The sequence below is a fragment of the Pseudooctadecabacter jejudonensis genome, from assembly GCF_900172275.1.
Lineage (GTDB): Bacteria > Pseudomonadota > Alphaproteobacteria > Rhodobacterales > Rhodobacteraceae > Octadecabacter > Octadecabacter jejudonensis.
In genome coordinates this window covers 903,962-921,248 of sequence record NZ_FWFT01000001.1, presented here as the reverse complement: position 1 = coordinate 921,248, position 17,287 = coordinate 903,962, and the positions used below count along the sequence as shown (strand labels likewise).

Sequence of the window (17,287 nt, the reverse complement as noted above, 5' to 3'; positions counted from 1 at the left end):
GCAAATCCGACCAGCCGCGCCCTGGCGGGCGCGGCTTTTGCATATTTGAGAAACAGCGAAACAGGGGGCTGAGTGAGGATCGGATTTTTTCATATGAGCCGTTGGGCTGGCCCATCGGTTCACGATGAACCGGGGCTGGGTTTGATCGGACTGCGCCGCGCCGCCCTTTCCGCAAGGGATGTCACTCCATCGCTTCCAATTCGTCGATCATGCCTTCTATCATGCTGAGACCCTTGGCCCAGAAGGCAGGGTCCGAGGCATCGAGGCCGAAGGGGGCCAGCAATTCGCTGTGGTGTTTGGACCCGCCGGCTTTGAGCATGTCGAAATACTTGTCCTTGAACGCCTCGCCCTGTTCTTCAAAGACGGCATAGAGCGCGTTTACGAGGCCGTCGCCGAAAGCGTAGGCGTAGACGTAGAAGGGCGAGTGAACGAAGTGGGGGATATAGGCCCAGAAGGTTTCGTACCCGTCCATGAAGTTGAACACCGGGCCGAGGCTTTCGCCCTGCACGGACATCCATAGGGCGTTGATGTCATCGGGCGTGAGTTCGCCCTGCGCGCGGGCGGCGTGGAGTTTGCATTCAAAGTCATAGAACGCGATCTGGCGGACGACTGTGTTGATCATATCCTCGACCTTGCCAGCCAGCAGCACCTTGCGTTCGGTCGCGTCTTTGGCCTGATCGAGCAGCTTGCGGAAGGTGAGCATTTCCCCAAACACCGAAGCCGTTTCCGCCAGTGTCAGCGGGGTGGAGCTGAGCAATTCGCCTTGTTCAGCGGCCAAAACCTGATGCACGCCGTGGCCCAATTCATGGGCCAACGTCATCACATCGCGGGGTTTGCCCAGATAGTTGAGCATCACGTAAGGGTGCACCGTGGTGACCGTGGGGTGGGCAAAAGCGCCGGGGGCCTTGCCGTCTTTGACGCCCGCGTCGATCCAGCCATCGGTGAAAAAGGGTTTGGCCAGATCGGCCATGCGCGGATCGAAGGCGGCGTAGGCGTCCATGACGGTTTGTTGGGCTTCGTCCCACGGGACGGTGCGGTCTGCCTCCATCGGGAGGGGGGCGTTGCGGTCCCAGACTTCCATCGTCTCAAGGCCCATCCATTTGGCCTTCAGCGCGTAGTAGCGGTGCGACAGACGGGGGTAGGCGTCGACGACGGCATTGCGCAGGGCCTCGACCACCTCTGGCTCTACATGGTTGCTCAGGTGACGGCCCGTTTGAGGCGTAGGCAGGCCGCGCCAACGGTCTTCGACCTCTTTTTCCTTGGCGAGCGTGTTGTGGACCCGGGCGAAAAGGCCGACGTTTTCGCCAAACACGCGGGCCAGTTCCCGCGAGGCCGCTTCGCGTGTGCTGCGATCTTGTTCGGACAACAGGTTGAGCGTTCCTTCGATGTTAAGCTCGTCCCCGTTTACGGTGAATTTCAGGCCGGCAATGGTTTCATCGAACAGTTTGTTCCACGCGGCAGATCCCACAACCGATTGATCGTGCAGAAACTTTTCCAGCTCATCGGACAGCTGATAGGGTTTCATCGCGCGCATGCGGTCGAACACGGGTTTGTAGCGGGCAAGATCCGCGTTGGCAGCCAAAAGGGCCTCTATGTGGGCATCATCAAGTCGGTTGAATTCCAGCCCGTAGAACACCAGCGGTGTGGTGTAGGTGGTGATTTTGTCTTGCATGTCAGACATGAACTTGGCGCGTTCGGGGTCTGTGGTGTGTTGGTAATAGCGCAGACCTGCGTAGGACATGATGCGGCCTGCGATAATGTCGATCTGTTCATAGCGTTTGACGGCCTCAAGCAGGCCATCGGCGTCAAGACCTGCGAGTTTGCCTTCGTAATCGGTGGCAAAGCTGCGGCAGGCGTCTTCGAGCCAATCCTGATCTCGCTTGATCTCTTTGCTGTCGGGCGCGGGGTAGAGATCCGTCAGGTCCCATTCGGGCAGATCGCCAAAGGGGGTCGTGCCTGTGGCGTTGGCGTCAAAGGTGCGGGGGTCGTTCATGGGGGCCTCGTTGGTTGTACTGTTATGCCATACCTATGTACGGCCGCGCGGGTTGAACAGGGGGGCGCCTCCGGCGGGAGTTTTTCCGGTCAGATGAAGGTTAGCCGAAGAACAGGGCGTCGGGGGTGCCTTTCAGGATGCGGGTGTGGCTGTCGGTGTCTGTGACGGTGTCATGGAAGGCATCAAGGAGGCTGGCGGCATGGGGCATGGCGGCCCCGTTCAGCATCAGGTGTGGCCAGTCGGAGCCCCAGAGGCAACGGTCTGGGTTGGCGCGGGCGAGGGCCTCTACGAAGGGAGCGGCGTCATCGTAGGGGGCGGGGCAGAGGCGATACAGCGCGCTGAGTTTGATATAGGCGTGGCCATCGCCCACCAGTTTCAGCAGGGTTTGGAAGCCGGGATCATCGGTGCCGAGGCTCAAGTCAGGCCAGCCGATGTGGTCGATGACCAGTGGGACGGGGAGGGCGCGGATGTCGGGGGCGAGATCAGCGATGTGCAGGTGGCTGTGCAGCAGCATCTGGATGTGCAGGTTGCGTGCGGCCAGCCGCGGGGCCATGGCGCGCGCGCCGTCCCACGTCAGCACCCCACCGTGCACGTAATTGAGGCGCACGGCGACGAGGTTTTGATCGGCGAAACGATCAAGGTCGGCATCGGTCGCGGTGTCAGGCAACAGGCCCACGCCTTTGAAATTGGGGCCGAGGTGTTTGAGGGTTTCGATGGTGACCTTATTGTCGGTTCCGTAGAGAATGGAGTGGACGATCAAGCCCTTATCGAAGCCCAAGGTGTCCAGATGGGCGCGGTAGAGGTCCAGCCAGCCTTGGAAATCGGGGCCGCCACTTTCGTCGCGTGCGGGGTCTTCGACACGGCCGTCCCACAGCGGGAAATCGGAGCGCCCGCCCACAAGGTGGACATGGGCGTCGCAGGCCCCATCGGGGGGCGCGATTTTGGGCGCGCGGGGGACGGGGGGCATTTGGGCGATTGGTTTATCCATAGGTCTTCAGCATCTGTTGCAGGTCATCGAGGGTGTTGATCTCATCCACCGGTTTGTCTTGCCGCCACCGGAGCATACGGGGAAACCGGAGCGCAATGCCCGATTTGTGGCGCGGCGAGGCCTGTATCCCCTCGAATGCGATTTCGAACACGTGTTCGGCGGGCACCTGACGGACGGGACCGAACCTTTCTTGGGTGTTGCGTTTGACCCACTGGGTGATCTGGCGGAATTCCGCATCTGTGAGGCCGGAATAGGCCTTGGTGAAGGGCACAAGATCATTGCCGTTTTTGACCGCGAAGGTGAAGTCGGTGAAGAGGTTGGCCCGCCTGCCAGAACCGGCCTGTGCATAGATCATAACGGCGTCGACCGTCAGGGGATCGATCTTCCATTTCCACCAATCGCCCTTTTTGCGGCCCGCCAAATAGGGGCTGTCGCGACGTTTGAGCATGAGGCCTTCAGCGTTCAGATCGCGGGATCGGGCACGTTCGGCGGCGAGTGCGCCCCAGGTGTCGCCTGTCACTTCGGGGGACAGACGAATGGGGGCTTTCGTTGGGGTGGATTCAAGGAGGTTTTCCAGATGGTTGCGGCGTGTTTCTAAGGCTTGCGCGCGGATGTCTACGCCGCCTGTTTCCAGTAAGTCATAGGCCATCAGGATGACCGGCGCCTCGGCCAGGACTTTCTTTGGGACGGTTTTGCGGCCGATGCGTTTTTGCAAGGCGTTGAAGGACAGCGGGGTTTCGTTTTGAAAGGCCAGGATTTCACCATCGATCACGGTGCCGTCGGGCAGATAGTCTTTGAGTTGGGCGAGTTCCGGAAAGCGGTCTGTCATCAATTCCTCCCCGCGCGACCACAGGTGATGTTCGCCGCCGCGTAGGATGAGTTGGCCGCGGATGCCATCCCATTTTCTATCGATAAACCAGTTGGTTGTTGGTCCAAGTTCATCCAGATTTTCCAGCCCGTAGGCCAAGTAGAATGGATAAGGGCGGCTGAGGTCTGCGGTGGGGTCGTCTGCCTCAATCAAGGCGGCCCATGTGGTGGTGTCCGGCGTCCAATTTCCCATAAGCTTATGGGTTAGAACGGCCTCATCTTGATCCGTGGCGCGGGCGAGCGCGCGGGTCATGAGCTTTTGACTGACGCCGATCCGGAACCCACCGGTCAGCAATTTGGTGAAAAGGAAACGTTCGATTTGCGGAAGGCTGTCCCACGCCTGAAGGATGCCGGCGCGGCGGGCGGTATCATCAAGCGATGAAAGACGTTTCAGTTCGTTAATCCAGTGACTTAGGGGGCGGTCTTCATGTCCTTCGGATGGAGGCAGAAAGAGGCTGATGGTTTCGGCCAGATCGCCCACGATTGGGTAGCATTCCTCAAACAGCCACAGGGGCAGACCGGCCCGTTCGGCGGCCCATTCGCGCAAGGCTGTGGTGGTGATGACGCGTTTGGGGCGGCGACCTGAAAAGAGCGCAACCGTCCAGAGTTTATCCGCATCGGATGCGGTGCGGAAATAGTCGGCCATGGCCGCGACTTTGACGGTGGTTTTCGTCGTTTGATCGACGCGGGTGAAGAGGGCGGCGAAGTCCTTCATGGGCGGGCTGGCTCGCGTATGGTTTGCGTATGGCACGCGTATGGCAGGCGGGCCATCAGTCGGCCTCTGTATGATCGAGGGATTCGCCGTCAAATTGGGTTTCGACGATTTTTGCGTTGTAGCCCTGTTCGTTTAACCATTTGGAAAAGACTGACGTGTACCCGTGGGTGACGAAAATGCGGTCGGCGCCTGTGGCGGCGATTGCGGAATTTAGGCCCGCCCAGTCGGCGTGATCTGAGACGATGAACCCACGGTCGGCGGCGCGGCGGCGGCGGACCCCGCGCAGGGCCATCCAGCCGGAGGCAAACGCGGTCGAGGCCGGTTTGAACCGACCAGCCCATGAGGAGTTGAGGGCTGAAGGCGTGGCAAGGACAAGTGCGCCTGCGTTGGCTTTGACGTCAAGATCGGGCGTCACGAGGGTTGTGTCAGGCAAGGCGATGCCTTGGCCGCGCAGAATTTGATTGGTGTTTTCTATCGCACCATGGGTCAGGATCGGGCCGATTGAGGGATCGACGGTGCGCAGGAGGCGTTGCGCTTTGCCAAGGGCATAGCAGCCCAGCAAAGAAAAGGTGCCGTTGGCCGCGTTTGTAGCCCACCAGTCGTTGATTTGCTGGGCCAGCATCTCTTGCGGCGTCCAGTTGAAGACGGGCAGGCCGAAGGTGCTTTCAGTGATGAAGGCGTGACAGGGGACAGGCTCAAAGGGTTCGGACAACCCGTCGTCGACGGTTTTGTAATCGCCGGAACAGACCCAGACTTCGCCTTTGTGTTCCAGGCGGATTTGGGCGGAACCGGGGACGTGACCTGCGGGGTGGTACGAGATGGAAACGCCGTTGCGGGTGAGCGTTTCGCCGTATTTGACGGTGTCGAGGGAGATGTCGCCCAATCGGTGGCGCATGACGGGGGCTGCGGCCTCTGTCGCCAGATAGTGCCCCATATCGGGGCGCGCGTGATCGGCATGGCCGTGCGTGATCAGGGCGCGGTCCACGGGACGCCACGGGTCGATATAGAAGTCACCCGCAGCGCAATATATGCCGTTGGGCGTAAAGGTCAGAAGGTCCGTCATATGGGGTGAGGTAGTGCGGGGCCGCCCTGTTGGAAGTGAGTTTTTCTGGTCAGATGAAGTCAGGGCGGTTGTTCTGCCGCCGTGGATGTGGTGGCGTGTCGCAAAAGGGAGGACGATATGCGCACTGCTGGATTGAGGGCACGGGTTTTGGGCCGGGAGAGATTGGCGAGCACGTTTGTGAAGACGGCTGAGGTCACGGTTGTGGAGGTTTTGGCGACCTCTGGTCTGGATTTTATTGTGCTGGACGGGGAACACTCCGGCTTTGATCGCGGACGGCTGGACGCCTGTTTGGCTGTGGCCCGCGCGTTGGATTTTCCGGCAATGGTGCGGATTTCCTCCGCATCGGAGGAGAATGTTCTGATGGCGCTGGATGCAGGTGCGGTGGGCGTTGTGGTCCCCCATGTTGATTCGGTGGCCAAAGCGCAGGCGGTGGCGCGGGCGGCCCATTTCGGACGCGGTGGACGTGGGTTTGCGGGATCCACGCGGTGGGCCGGGTTTGCCACACGACCTATGGGGGAGGTTTTGGATCAGGACGGCCAGACAATTGTGATGGCGCAGATCGAAGAACCCGAGGGTGTTGAGGCCTGTGAGGGCATTGCGGCCATTGACGGGATTGATGCGCTGTTTGCCGGGCCTGCGGATTTGACCGTTGGGTATGGGCATCGCGACACAGACAACGACGATTTGCGCGCGGCCTTGGTCCGCGTCGGGCAGGCCTGTCAGCAGGCGGGCAAGGGGTATGTGTCGTGGGTGCCGGATGCCGCCAAGGCCGCAGAGTGGTCGGACTGTGGCATGACCGGATACGTTGTTGCGTCAGAACATACGTGGATGCGGCAAGGCGCTGCGATGGCAGCCAAGGGCATTCACGCCCTAGGCTAGCTGTTTGGCGTGGGCGTCGAAGAGCGCCACAGCGCCGCCGATGACCTGATCGCGCAGGGCGGGTATTTCCATCAGTACCTCATGGCGGCCCAGATCAAGGACCACCAGTTCGCCGTGCGGCCAACGGCCCATGCGGTCATGGATGCGGGCGGGGTCCACGATGGCCTCTTCGCTGCCCAAAAAGGTGACGCAAGCGAGGTCGGGGGAGGGCTTGAGCGAGAGATCGCGCATTTCACGCAGGGCCTCGTTCAACCAATGTAGGGACGGCCCGCCGAGTGCGAGATCAGGCTGCGCCTTCAGCTGGGCCTGCAGAATTTCAAAGCTGGAGGGGTCGGAGGTGAGGGTGTTGTCCTCTGCCGTGGCCCGCAGCACATAGGTTTCGGCCTGTTGGCCGGGGGCGAACACGCCGGAGAAGCCAAGCGGTTTGCTGACCGTGCTGAGACCCCATGCGATGGGGCGCAACGCAGGCGACATTTTGATGCCCCACATGGGCGCTGAAAACGCGACGGAGGCGACAGGCAACCCATCATAAAGCGCGCGCAGCCCGATGCAGCCCCCCATGGAGTGGCCCAGCAGATGGAAGGGTTCCGGCAGGCCAAGTTTGCGCACATGGGCCAAGACGGCTTTGACGTCCAGCTGATAGTCGCCGAACACGTTGACGTGGCCCACCGCGCGGTTGTCCAGCAGACGATCGGCTATGCCTTGGCCGCGCCAATCGATGGCCACGCAGGCGTAGCCATGTGCTGTCAGATCGGTTGCGGTGCGACCGTATTTTTCAATGTATTCCGTGCGGCCTGGAAAGATCAGCACGGTGCCTTTGGACATCTTTTCAGACGTTTGGGCGGGCCAGTGGCCCACCCTGATGCGGACCCCGTCCACCGTCACCAGCCAGTGGCAGTGCCCGTCCGGGTTGCCTGCGATGTCTGCGTGATAGGGGGCCTGATCCATCATTAACCCAGCACGCCGGCCAGTTTCATGGCCATCCCCATGTCGCCATCGACGCTGAGCTTGCCGGTCATGAAGGCGGCTGTTGGGTTTTCTTCGCCGTCCAAAATCGCCTTGAACGTCTCAGCGGAGGCGGACAGCGTGACATCTGCGTCGTCGTCGCCCGCGCGTGCGCCGTTTTCGTCGATGATGATGGCGCCTTCGCCTTCGATGTCGAATTTCGCGGTGCCGTCGAATCCGCCGTCCATTTTGGCGTTCAGGGCGGTGACGGCTTCGGTGATTGTGTCGCTCATGTGGTTTGGTCCTTTGGTGATGGGCCGCGTGATTGTGAAGCGGCGCCTCTGGTATCGGGCGCGTGATGCGCTACACTGACCACTATGGGCATTGAACGTCACTACATCAATTCTATCGCTACGACACTTTTGATCACAGTCGGGTTTTCCACACCTGTCTGGGCGCAATCGGAACGTTTGGATTTGTTGTTTGAACAGCTGCTTGAGGCGGAATCCGATGAGGTGGAGCGCATTGAAGGGCAGATCATCACGGAGTGGAGCAAATCAGGCTCTGCCGCGATGGATTTGCTGCTGCGCAGGGGCGAAGACGCGATTGAGGCTGGCGAATTTGGTCAGGCGGTCGAGCATTTGACAGCCCTTGTGGATCACGCGCCCGATTTTGCCGAAGGCTATCATGGGCGGGCGACCGCTTACTATAACCTTGGGCTTTACGGCCCTGCCATTGATGATCTGCGCCAAACCTTGGTGATTGAGCCGCGCCATTTCGGCGCGATGATTGGGGTTGCCGTGATACTTGAGGAACTGGACCGTGTTGAAGAGGCACTTGAGGTTTGGCAAAAGGTCGCGGAGTTGAGCCCTGCAGATGCAGAAGTTGAACAGGTGATCGAGCGGTTGAACGCCTCCCTTTCGGGGCAAACCCTGTAATAGTTTCAAGGAATTAAGTGATGCCCCTTGGTCGGGTGACTGCCGTTTTGGGCCCGACGAACACGGGCAAAACCCATTATGCGATTGAACGGATGTTGGCCCACCGAACAGGTGTGATTGGCCTGCCGCTGCGGCTGTTGGCGCGTGAGGTCTATGACCGGCTGGTGGCGGTGCGCGGCCCCGGTGTGGTGGCGCTGGTCACGGGCGAAGAACGGATCGTGCCGCCGCGTGCGGCCTATTGGGTCTGCACGGTTGAGGCCATGCCCGAGGGCATGGGTGCGGATTTTGTGGCGATTGACGAAATTCAGCTGTGCGCGGACCCGGACCGGGGGCATGTGTTCACGGACCGGTTGCTGCGGATGCGTGGCACCCATGAGACCTTGTTCATGGGTGCAGAGACGATGTGGGGGGCGATTGCATCGAAGGTGCCTGAGGCGGATTTCGTCAAACGGGAACGGTTCAGCACGCTCACGTACACAGGTTCGAAAAAGATAAGTCGGATGCCGCCTCGGTCGGCCATTGTTGGGTTTTCTGTTGAAAATGTATATGCCATCGCAGAGCTTTTGCGCCGTCAAAAGGGCGGTGCTGCGGTGGTCATGGGGGCGCTCAGCCCGCGCACGCGCAACGCACAAGTTGAAATGTATCAAAACGGCGATGTGGACTATCTGGTGGCGACCGATGCCATCGGGATGGGCTTGAACCTTGATATTGATCATGTGGCGTTTTCGTCGATCACCAAGTTTGACGGACGGCGGATGCGCCATTTGATGCCCAATGAGCTGGCCCAGATCGCGGGACGTGCAGGGCGTCACATGAACAAGGGCACGTTCGGGGTCACGGGGGAGGCGCCGGCGTTGGATGACGATGTGGCCGAGGCGATCACGTCGAATGTGTTTGCGCCGGTCAAGAAACTGCAATGGCGCAATGCGAATTTGCAGTTTGGAAGCGTCGCGCGTTTGCTGTCCACATTGGAAGAACGCACGGACGATCCGTGGCTGACCCGTGTGCGGGAAAGTGATGATTTACAGGCGCTTAAAGCGGTGTCACAGGATGCGGAGGTGACCGCACGGGCGACCGACGGTCCGTCTGTCAGGCTGCTGTGGGATGTGTGTCGCATCCCCGATTTCCGCGACATCAGCAAATCCGAGCACGCCCAGCTTTTGACGGATATTTACAACTTCCTGCATGAAAGCGGTAAGGTGCCGGATGATTGGTTGGCGACCCGTGTGCGCCGCATCGACCGCACGGATGGGGACATCGACGCGCTGTCCAAACGGCTGTCCTACATCCGCACATGGACCTACGTGGCGCAGCGCAAAGGCTGGGTGCACGACGAAAGTCATTGGCGCGGGGCGACGCGCGCTGTAGAAGACCGATTGTCAGATGCCTTGCATGAGCGTCTGACCCAACGATTTGTGGACCGGCGGACGAGTGTTCTTCTTCGGCGGCTCAACCAAAAGGAGGGCCTTGTGGCCGACGTAAACGACAAAGGTGAAGTGACTGTCGAAGGGCAGTTTGTTGGGAAAATCGAAGGCTTCCGGTTCCGTCAGGATTCGTCTGCCACGCCGGAGGAGGCCAAGACCCTGCGTGCGGCGTCGCTGCAGGCGCTGGCGCCGCAGTTCGTGCTGCGGGCCGATCGGTTCTACAACGCCCCCGACACAGAGATTGATTTCACCGAACAAGGTGGCCTGATGTGGGGCAGCGATGCCGTGGGCAAGCTGATCAAGGGCGATGACCCGCTCAAGCCCCGTGCGCAGGCCTTTGTCGATGATGAGGCGGGGGCAGAGGTGGCCGAGAAAGTCCAGCGCCGGTTGCAGCATTTCATCGACCGCAAGATTGCCACGGCGTTTGAGCCGATGATGAAGATGCGCGCCGATGAGGAGCTGCCGCAAGACGCCAAGGGGTTTGCCTTCCGTCTGGTTGAAGGGTTCGGTGTGATCCCCCGGGGCGCTGTGGCTGGGGAGGTCAAGGCGCTGGATCAGGACGCGCGCGGGGCGTTGCGCAAACATGGTGTGCGGTTCGGTCAGTTTACGGTCTTCATGCCGCTGCTGCTGAAGCCTGCGCCCACTCGGTTGCGTCTGGTTTTGTGGAGCATTGACAAAGGGTTGCAGGACTTCCCCGAAGCGCCACCGCCTGGATTGGTGACGGTGCCAACGGTTGAGGGACTGGAGCCCGGCACCTATGCGATGTCGGGATACCGCGCCGCAGGCGACCGCGCGATCCGCATTGATATGCTGGAACGGCTGGCCGATATGCTGCGCGACCAAGACACGCGCGGCGGGTTTGAGGCGACGGCGGATATGCTGTCGATCACCGGCATGACGTTGGAGCAATTCGCGGGCCTGATGGAGGGCCTGGGTTACAAGGCCGAGAAGGGCGAACGCGAAAAGGTGAAGGCCGCCCCGGACGGGACCGCCGCCGCCGAAGAGGCCGCACCTGCGGCGGACGAGGCGCCCGCTGTCCAACCCATCCCCGAAGGTGAAAGCGTGGAGGCCCCCGCTGAGGCTGCCCCTGAGATGGAGGTGTTTTATACCTTTGCCTGGGCGCCCAAACCCCGTGGCAATCGTCCTCAGGGCAATCGGCCCCAAGGCAATAGACCACAGGGTGACCGGCCCCAAAACAAAGGCCGCAAGGGCGGAGCTGGGAAAAAGGGCGGCAAGCCACAGGGCAAAGGCGGCGGCAAGGCGCAGTCGTTCTCGGCCCGTCCGCCCAAGAAGGACAAGATTGATCTCGACAATCCGTTTGCGGCCGCCCTTGCGGGGCTCAAAAAGGATTGAGCGAGGGGGAGACACTCCGCCTGGACAAATGGCTCTGGCACGCGCGGTTTTTCAAATCGCGCGGGCTGGCGGCGGGTTTGGTGAAATCGGGTCGGTGCCGCGTTGATGGCACCCCCGTCAGCAAACCCAGCCGCACGATCAGCCCCGGTGTGGTGCTGACCTTTCCCAAGGAAAACGAAGTGCGCGTCATCAAGGTTTTGGCCTTGGGCGAACGGCGCGGGCCCGCGCCAGAGGCGCAGGCGCTTTACGACGATCTGACACCGCCCAGCCCCCCAAAAGATACGGCCATTGAGCAACGGGTGGGCGGACGGCCCACCAAGAAAGACCGCCGCGATCTGGATCACCTTCGCGGCACCAGATAAGCCGCCGCCCCACGTCAGGCCTTGAAGCCCTGTCAGGGGGACGTTACAGAACCTGCGACACCAAACGGATTTGACCCATGACCTACATTGTCAACGACAACTGCATCGCCTGCAAATACACCGACTGCGTCGAAGTGTGCCCCGTGGATTGTTTCTACGAGGGGGAAAACATGCTGGTGATCCATCCGGATGAGTGCATCGACTGCGGCGTGTGCGAACCCGAATGCCCCGCTGACGCGATCCGCCCCGATACCGAGCCTGACATGGAAAAGTGGGTGGAGTTCAACCGCAAGTATTCCGAGATGTGGCCGGTCATCATCACGAAAAAAGACCCATTGCCCAATGCCGATGATATGGATGGCAAAGAGGGCAAGATGGATCTGTTCTCCGAGGCGCCGGGCGAGGGCGGTTGAGCGTCGTTTTTTGGCGCGCTGGGAATCACCCTATTTTTGTGGTATACTGTCGTCAATGCCGCGTAATTGCTGACCCAATTTTGACGAAACGGACTGACGGGACCTTTGGTGCCGCCGGTCCTTTTGTGGTGTTGGGGAGGCTGCTTTGAGGAAAGGAAACACTCATGGCGAAGAAGAAAAGTGAATTTAGCCCGAACGACTTTGTGGTCTATCCAGCCCACGGGGTCGGTAAAATCGTATCGATTGAGTCGCAAGAGGTCGCCGGTTTCGAGTTGGAAATGTTCGTCATTGCTTTTGAAAAAGACAAGATGACCCTGCGGGTGCCGACAAACAAGGCCGAGGACGTCGGCATGCGGTCGCTGTCTGCGCCTGATGTTGTGGCAGACGCGATGAAAACGTTGAAGGGTAAGGCCAAGGTCAAAAAGGCCATGTGGTCGCGGCGGGCGCAGGAGTATGAACAAAAGATCAACTCTGGCGATTTGATCGCGATTGCAGAGGTGGTGCGCGATTTGCACCGTGCCGACGACCAACGTGAGCAAAGTTATTCCGAGCGGCAGCTGTATGAAGCAGCACTTGAGCGGTTGACCCGTGAGATTGCCGCCGTGGGCAATGGCAACGAAGGCGATGCGGCAGATGAGATTTCCGAAACCCTCGCCAGCCGCGCACCTGCCGCATAGACCTGGCTGTTTAGAAATGGAAAAGCCGCGCCTTCGGGCGCGGCTTTGTTGTTTTTATGGGCGCATGTGGCGGTGTGAGCCCGAATGTCTGACGCGGTGCGTGGGGCGATGTGCGCCTCCGGCGGGAGTATTTCGGGTCAGATGAAGACTAGAGCGCGCGGTGGCCGATGTCGGTGCGGTAGACCCCTTCGGGCCAATCGATTTGCTGGGTCATGGCATAGGCTTTTTCGTGCGCCTCTTGCAGGGTTGCGCCGCGGGCGGTGACGTTCAGGACCCGACCGCCTGTCGCTGTGATCGTGCCGTTTTCTTCGGTTGTGCCTGCGTGAAAGACCATTTCGGATGTGGTTTCTGGCAGGGCGTCCAAGCCGTTGATGGTGCTGCCTTTTTCGTAATGCCCCGGATATCCGTCAGCGGCCAGAACGATGGTCATCGCATGGTCATCGGCCCAGTTGGGTTTGACGTCCGCCAAGGTGCCGGTGGCACAGGCATGGAGCAGGTCGAGGATCTGACCGCCGAGCCGCATCATCAAAACCTGACATTCAGGATCACCAAACCGGACGTTGTATTCCACAAGGCGCGGTTGGCCGTCCTTGATCATCAATCCGGCATAGAGAACGCCCTGAAAGGGGGTGCCGCGGCGGGCCATTTCGGCCACGGTCGGCTTTACGATCTCATCGAGTGCCTTTTGCGCCACGGTGTCGGTCAAAACGGGGGCGGGGGAATAGGCGCCCATGCCGCCGGTGTTGGGGCCGGTGTCGCCATCGAAGGCCCGTTTGTGGTCTTGGGCGGTGCCGACGGGGAGGACTGTTTCGCCGTCGCAGAGGAGGAAGTAGGAGGCTTCCTCGCCCTCCATGAACTCCTCGATGACGACTTCCGCGCCGGCGGCCCCGAAGCTGCCGCCCAACATATCGTCGATGGCGGCGTGGGCGTCGTCCAAGGTCATTGCAACAACGACGCCTTTACCCGCGGCCAATCCATCTGCCTTGATGACGATGGGCGCGCCTTGGGCTGTGGCATAGTCTTTTGCCGCTGTCGCATCTGTGAAGTGGGCGTATTTTGCGGTCGGGGCGGCGCAGGCGTCGCAGATTGATTTTGTGAAAGACTTTGAGCTTTCGAGCTGTGCTGCAGCCTTAGAACATCCGAAAACGACAAGCCCGTTTTGGCGGAGCACATCAGACACCCCGGCGGCCAAAGGCGCCTCTGGCCCAATGATGACGAAGTCAATGGCATTGTCGGCGCAGAAGGCGGCCACTGCATCACCGTCTTCGATGTCCAGTGACGCACATCGCGCGATTTTGGCGATGCCCGCATTCCCAGGCGCCACGATCAGCCTGTCACATTTCGGGTTTTGCTTGACCGCCCATGCGAGGCTGTGTTCACGGCCGCCGCCGCCTAAGATAAGGATGTTCATGTGCAATTCCCTTCTGCCTGGCCGCGTTCTATTGTGACCCCCAACGCAGCACAAGAGGCGCCTTGATGGACCTGATCGACGATCCCGAAACCGCTGGCAACACCCCTGAATTCACGGTGAGTGAGCTTTCAGGGGCGGTCAAACGCACCATTGAGGGCGAATTTGGCCAGGTTCGGGTCAAGGCGGAGGTCGGGCGTGTGGTGCGCGCGCGGTCGGGGCATCTGTATTTCGACCTTAAGGACGATCGCAATGTGTTGGCCTGTACCACGTGGAAAGGGCAGGTGGCCCAGCTGTCCGTGACCCCTGAGGAAGGGATGGAGGTCGTGGTGCAGGGCCGCATGACGACCTTTGGCAGCCAATCCAAGTACCAGTTGAACGCAACCGAGGTTTCGGTGGCGGGTGTCGGTGCGTTGATGGCGATGTTGGAAAAGCGCAAGAAAGCGTTGGACGCAGAAGGTTTGTTCGCGGCGGAGCGCAAACAGCCCTTGCCCTTTTTGCCGGACATCATCGGGGTGGTTACGTCGCCGACTGGCGCTGTCATCCGTGATATTTTACACCGGCTGCGCGACAGGTTTCCGCGCAAGGTGCTGGTGTGGCCGGTCGCGGTGCAGGGCCAGGCCTGCGCCCCGCAAGTGGCGCGCGCCATCGAAGGCTTCAACGCGATGAGCCCGGGCGGCGCGTTGCCGCGCCCCGATGTCATCATCGTTGCGCGGGGGGGCGGATCGATCGAAGACCTTTGGGGGTTCAATGAGGAGGTCGTGGCCCGTGCTGCGGCCGGATCGGACATCCCGTTGATCTCGGCGGTGGGCCATGAGACCGATACAACCCTGATCGACTACGTCTCTGACCGCCGCGCGCCGACCCCAACGGCTGCTGCAGAAATGGCTGTGCCGGTGCGCATGGAATTGGTCGCCGCGGTGGACCAGATGGGCGCGCGGGCGAGCCGCGCTGTGACCGAAAGCGTTGCAGGACGCAAGCAACGTGTCAAAGACCTGTGGCGCGCGGCCCCCAATCCGCAGCAATTGGCCGATGACGCCAAGCAAAGGTACGACTATTGGGCGGAAAAGCTGGATGCGGCCCTGATCCGGCGGGTGACGGATGGTCGACTACAATTGGGACATGCGGCTGGTTTGTTGCGGCCGTCGGTCCTGAACACGCGCACAGCCCAGGGACGCGACCGTTTGACTGGCCTCAAAACCCGCCTGGCACCGGCTTTGACGCGGACCACCGCCCAAGCGCGGCGCGATCTGGATCAGCGGGCCAATCGATTGCGTCCGGAGGCTGTTACGGCCGCGAAATCCCGTGCCGAACGGGACTTCACCGCGACATTGGCGCGGCTTGTCACAGCGGCGCACACCCGAACGGAACGCGCCCGCACGCGGCTTGAGGCGATGGACCGCATGCGCGAGACCTTGGGCTACCGCGCCACCTTGGAGCGCGGCTATGCTGTGGTGCGCGGCGACGGCGCGGTTGTGACAAACGCAAAAGATGCGAAATCGGCCTCGTCTATTGAGATTGAATTCGCCGACGGTGTCCTGAAACCGTCGCCCGTTGCCCCAAAGGCAAAGCCAAAACCCAAGACCTCACCGCCAGACCAAGGCAACCTGTTCTAACGCGACGCCCTGTTTCTTTGGGTCAAAAATACCTAAAATTCGACCCAAACACGCAAAAACACATTGAAGATCAGGTGCCGACGCCGCCACACACCAAGGGGGCGGCCTCTTCGAGTTGGTACAGCACCGTGGTGTTGGGGGCGTTCAAAAACTCGGCGCGCAAAGTCCCTGCGTCCTCAAACACCTGCCAGCATTGTTCTTGCCCGTCGCCCTCGTAAACAAAGCAGATGCTGGGGCCTTGATCTGTTGGGCGTTCAAACCATTCGCCGTATTGGCAGGTGCCATTCACGAAGGACCAGATGACCTGTCGATTGGGGCCGTAAAACTCGCTCCCATATGGAGCGCCGCCCACGGAAAAGGAAAGGGTTTTTCCTTCGACCAGCGCCTCAAATGCCTCGGCAGACAGGGGTGTTTCGGCTGTGGCGGGGGCCGCGAACAGGGCCATGGCGATGGACAGAATTATGCACTTCATGGGGACAAACTGTCAGACAATACCCCATTGGGATAGGGCCATCATCACATCAGGCGGCGGATTGCCATTCGTCCGCCAAGGGATCCATCACCCGGCGCCACAGGCGCGGATAAAGCGCAACGCAGGCCATGACCGGCAAAGACCGTGGCAACATCGGCATGCTCCCCTCAAGACGCAGCGACGGAAACGGACGTGCCGGATGGGCGTGATGATCGGAATGGCGCGGCGCGTTCAGCATCAGCGCCGAAGACATCAGATGGGGCGCGTTCCATGAATGCTGCACCCCCACGGGTTCCGGTTTGCCCGACGCATCTTGCCTGCGCGACAGGCCGTAATGTTGCACGTAGTCGGACATCATCAGCTGTGTTTGGGCAAAACCGGCCAGACACACGGCCCCCAACAGGCCTTTCCATCCGCCAAGGGTTGCCGCGGCGATCAACACCAGAACAGCACCCCCGACGTAAGTCACATATGGATGAAACACCGCATGGCGTCCCAAACGCGGGAACCGCTTGTTCTCGGCGCGCAGGCCCTCGCGAAACCCACCGACCCAGGCGCGCTTGAAAAAGCGGTAAAAACTCTCGCCCCGGCGGGCGGTGCTGGGATCGGCGGGCGTGCCGACGTGCACATGATGCACCAGCGGATGTGCGGAGGTGTGGTGCCCGAACAGCAGCGAAATATAGACCCAGCGGCCCGCACGACGCAGCCCCCGCCCGGGCCGGTGGATCAGCTCATGGGCGTTGGAATTGCTGACCTGGCCCATGAACAGCCCGGCCCCCGTAAAGACCACAAGCTTTTCCCATGTTTCCAGCCCTGTTGCCCCGCCCAAGGCCGCGATCACCGTCACCCACAGCGCAAGATGGGCCAAGGCCAGCAGCACCGACAGCCCGTCTGCGGACGGAAACTCATCCCCGTCTGTGTGGGGCAGGGTGACGCTCACCAATTCGTCCAAGGACGCCGTCAGCGCCGTCATCCAGATGACCCCGGCCACAGCCCATCCGCCGCCCCAAATCGCACCTGCGGCGATCAGGGTGGGGGCCATGAGGGTCACGATGGCGAAGGGAACAATGGTCAAAATGCGTGTCATTGGATCCGTTTACAGCAGAATATGCGCCATGTCGCGCGGCACGAGGTCTCAACCTAGCGGGTGTTTGGGGCCAGATTGGGGAAATTT

Annotated in this window: 16 protein-coding genes; 7 read left to right on the top strand and 9 right to left on the bottom strand. The window is 60.8% G+C overall.

Annotation, left to right across the window (positions count from 1 at the left end; genetic code table 11):
* Positions 1–181 precede the first annotated feature (181 nt).
* The 4 genes from PSJ8397_RS04390 to PSJ8397_RS04375 form a co-directional block, all read right to left on the bottom strand.
* Entirely contained in the window at positions 182–1,993 is a 1,812-nt protein-coding gene (locus PSJ8397_RS04390) for a M3 family oligoendopeptidase (RefSeq protein ID WP_085863304.1), read from the bottom strand.
* 100 nt (positions 1,994–2,093) lie between these two features.
* On the bottom strand, positions 2,094–2,981 hold the full coding sequence (locus PSJ8397_RS04385; RefSeq protein ID WP_085863303.1) for an amidohydrolase family protein: 888 nt from the start codon (positions 2,979–2,981) through the stop codon (positions 2,094–2,096).
* The gene (locus PSJ8397_RS04380; RefSeq protein WP_085863302.1) at positions 2,974–4,563 is read right to left on the bottom strand and encodes an ATP-dependent DNA ligase; all 1,590 of its coding nucleotides are present in this window, start codon (positions 4,561–4,563) and stop codon (positions 2,974–2,976) included. Before PSJ8397_RS04380 ends, PSJ8397_RS04385 begins: the two co-directional genes overlap by 8 nt.
* 55 nt (positions 4,564–4,618) lie before the next feature.
* Positions 4,619–5,626 carry a ligase-associated DNA damage response exonuclease gene (locus PSJ8397_RS04375; protein ID WP_085863301.1) on the bottom strand — a complete coding sequence of 336 codons (1,008 nt, stop codon included), beginning with the start codon at positions 5,624–5,626 and terminating at the stop codon, positions 4,619–4,621.
* Between the two features lie 117 nt (positions 5,627–5,743).
* Here PSJ8397_RS04375 and PSJ8397_RS04370 point away from each other — a divergent pair, with 117 nt between their 5' ends.
* Positions 5,744–6,505 (top strand): HpcH/HpaI aldolase family protein, encoded by a 762-nt coding sequence (locus tag PSJ8397_RS04370; protein WP_085863300.1) that lies wholly within the window; start codon positions 5,744–5,746, stop codon positions 6,503–6,505.
* On the opposite strand, the gene PSJ8397_RS04365 is transcribed toward PSJ8397_RS04370, so the two are convergent.
* Complete coding sequence (locus PSJ8397_RS04365) at positions 6,497–7,456, bottom strand: alpha/beta hydrolase (RefSeq protein WP_085863299.1); 960 nt, start codon at positions 7,454–7,456, stop codon at positions 6,497–6,499. The two genes, PSJ8397_RS04370 and PSJ8397_RS04365, sit on opposite strands and share 9 nt — an antisense overlap.
* Positions 7,456–7,743, bottom strand: a complete 288-nt coding sequence (locus tag PSJ8397_RS04360) for an SCP2 sterol-binding domain-containing protein (protein WP_085863298.1) — start codon at positions 7,741–7,743, stop codon at positions 7,456–7,458. The genes PSJ8397_RS04365 and PSJ8397_RS04360 overlap by 1 nt, the downstream gene beginning before the upstream one ends.
* Positions 7,744–7,827: 84 nt before the next feature.
* Between PSJ8397_RS04360 and PSJ8397_RS04355 the strand changes: the two genes are divergently transcribed.
* From PSJ8397_RS04355 to PSJ8397_RS04335, 5 genes are all read left to right on the top strand, one after another.
* Positions 7,828–8,388 (top strand): tetratricopeptide repeat protein, encoded by a 561-nt coding sequence (locus tag PSJ8397_RS04355; protein WP_085863297.1) that lies wholly within the window; start codon positions 7,828–7,830, stop codon positions 8,386–8,388.
* Between the two features lie 20 nt (positions 8,389–8,408).
* Entirely contained in the window at positions 8,409–11,165 is a 2,757-nt protein-coding gene (locus PSJ8397_RS04350; RefSeq protein WP_085863296.1) for a helicase-related protein, read from the top strand.
* Positions 11,162–11,527: an RNA-binding S4 domain-containing protein gene (locus PSJ8397_RS04345; RefSeq protein WP_085863295.1), complete on the top strand. Its 366-nt coding sequence runs from the start codon at positions 11,162–11,164 to the stop codon at positions 11,525–11,527. The genes PSJ8397_RS04350 and PSJ8397_RS04345 overlap by 4 nt, the downstream gene beginning before the upstream one ends.
* 77 nt (positions 11,528–11,604) lie before the next feature.
* Positions 11,605–11,940, top strand: coding sequence for a ferredoxin FdxA (gene fdxA, locus PSJ8397_RS04340; protein WP_085863294.1), 336 nt, complete (start codon positions 11,605–11,607; stop codon positions 11,938–11,940).
* A gap of 164 nt (positions 11,941–12,104) precedes the next feature.
* Positions 12,105–12,617 carry a CarD family transcriptional regulator gene (locus PSJ8397_RS04335; protein ID WP_085863293.1) on the top strand — a complete coding sequence of 171 codons (513 nt, stop codon included), beginning with the start codon at positions 12,105–12,107 and terminating at the stop codon, positions 12,615–12,617.
* A gap of 148 nt (positions 12,618–12,765) precedes the next feature.
* Here PSJ8397_RS04335 and purD read toward each other — a convergent pair whose 3' ends face one another.
* The gene (gene purD / locus PSJ8397_RS04330) at positions 12,766–14,028 is read right to left on the bottom strand and encodes a phosphoribosylamine--glycine ligase (protein WP_085863292.1); all 1,263 of its coding nucleotides are present in this window, start codon (positions 14,026–14,028) and stop codon (positions 12,766–12,768) included.
* 65 nt (positions 14,029–14,093) lie between these two features.
* On the opposite strand from purD, the gene xseA reads away from it, so the two are divergent.
* Positions 14,094–15,641: an exodeoxyribonuclease VII large subunit gene (gene xseA, locus PSJ8397_RS04325; protein WP_085863291.1), complete on the top strand. Its 1,548-nt coding sequence runs from the start codon at positions 14,094–14,096 to the stop codon at positions 15,639–15,641.
* A 70-nt stretch (positions 15,642–15,711) separates the two neighbouring features.
* Here xseA and PSJ8397_RS04320 read toward each other — a convergent pair whose 3' ends face one another.
* Together PSJ8397_RS04320 and PSJ8397_RS04315 are read right to left on the bottom strand one after the other, a co-directional pair.
* On the bottom strand, positions 15,712–16,113 hold the full coding sequence (locus tag PSJ8397_RS04320) for a hypothetical protein (RefSeq protein WP_085863290.1): 402 nt from the start codon (positions 16,111–16,113) through the stop codon (positions 15,712–15,714).
* A gap of 49 nt (positions 16,114–16,162) precedes the next feature.
* Entirely contained in the window at positions 16,163–17,200 is a 1,038-nt protein-coding gene (locus PSJ8397_RS04315) for an alkane 1-monooxygenase (protein WP_085863289.1), read from the bottom strand.
* Between the last annotated feature and the right edge of the window lie 87 nt (positions 17,201–17,287).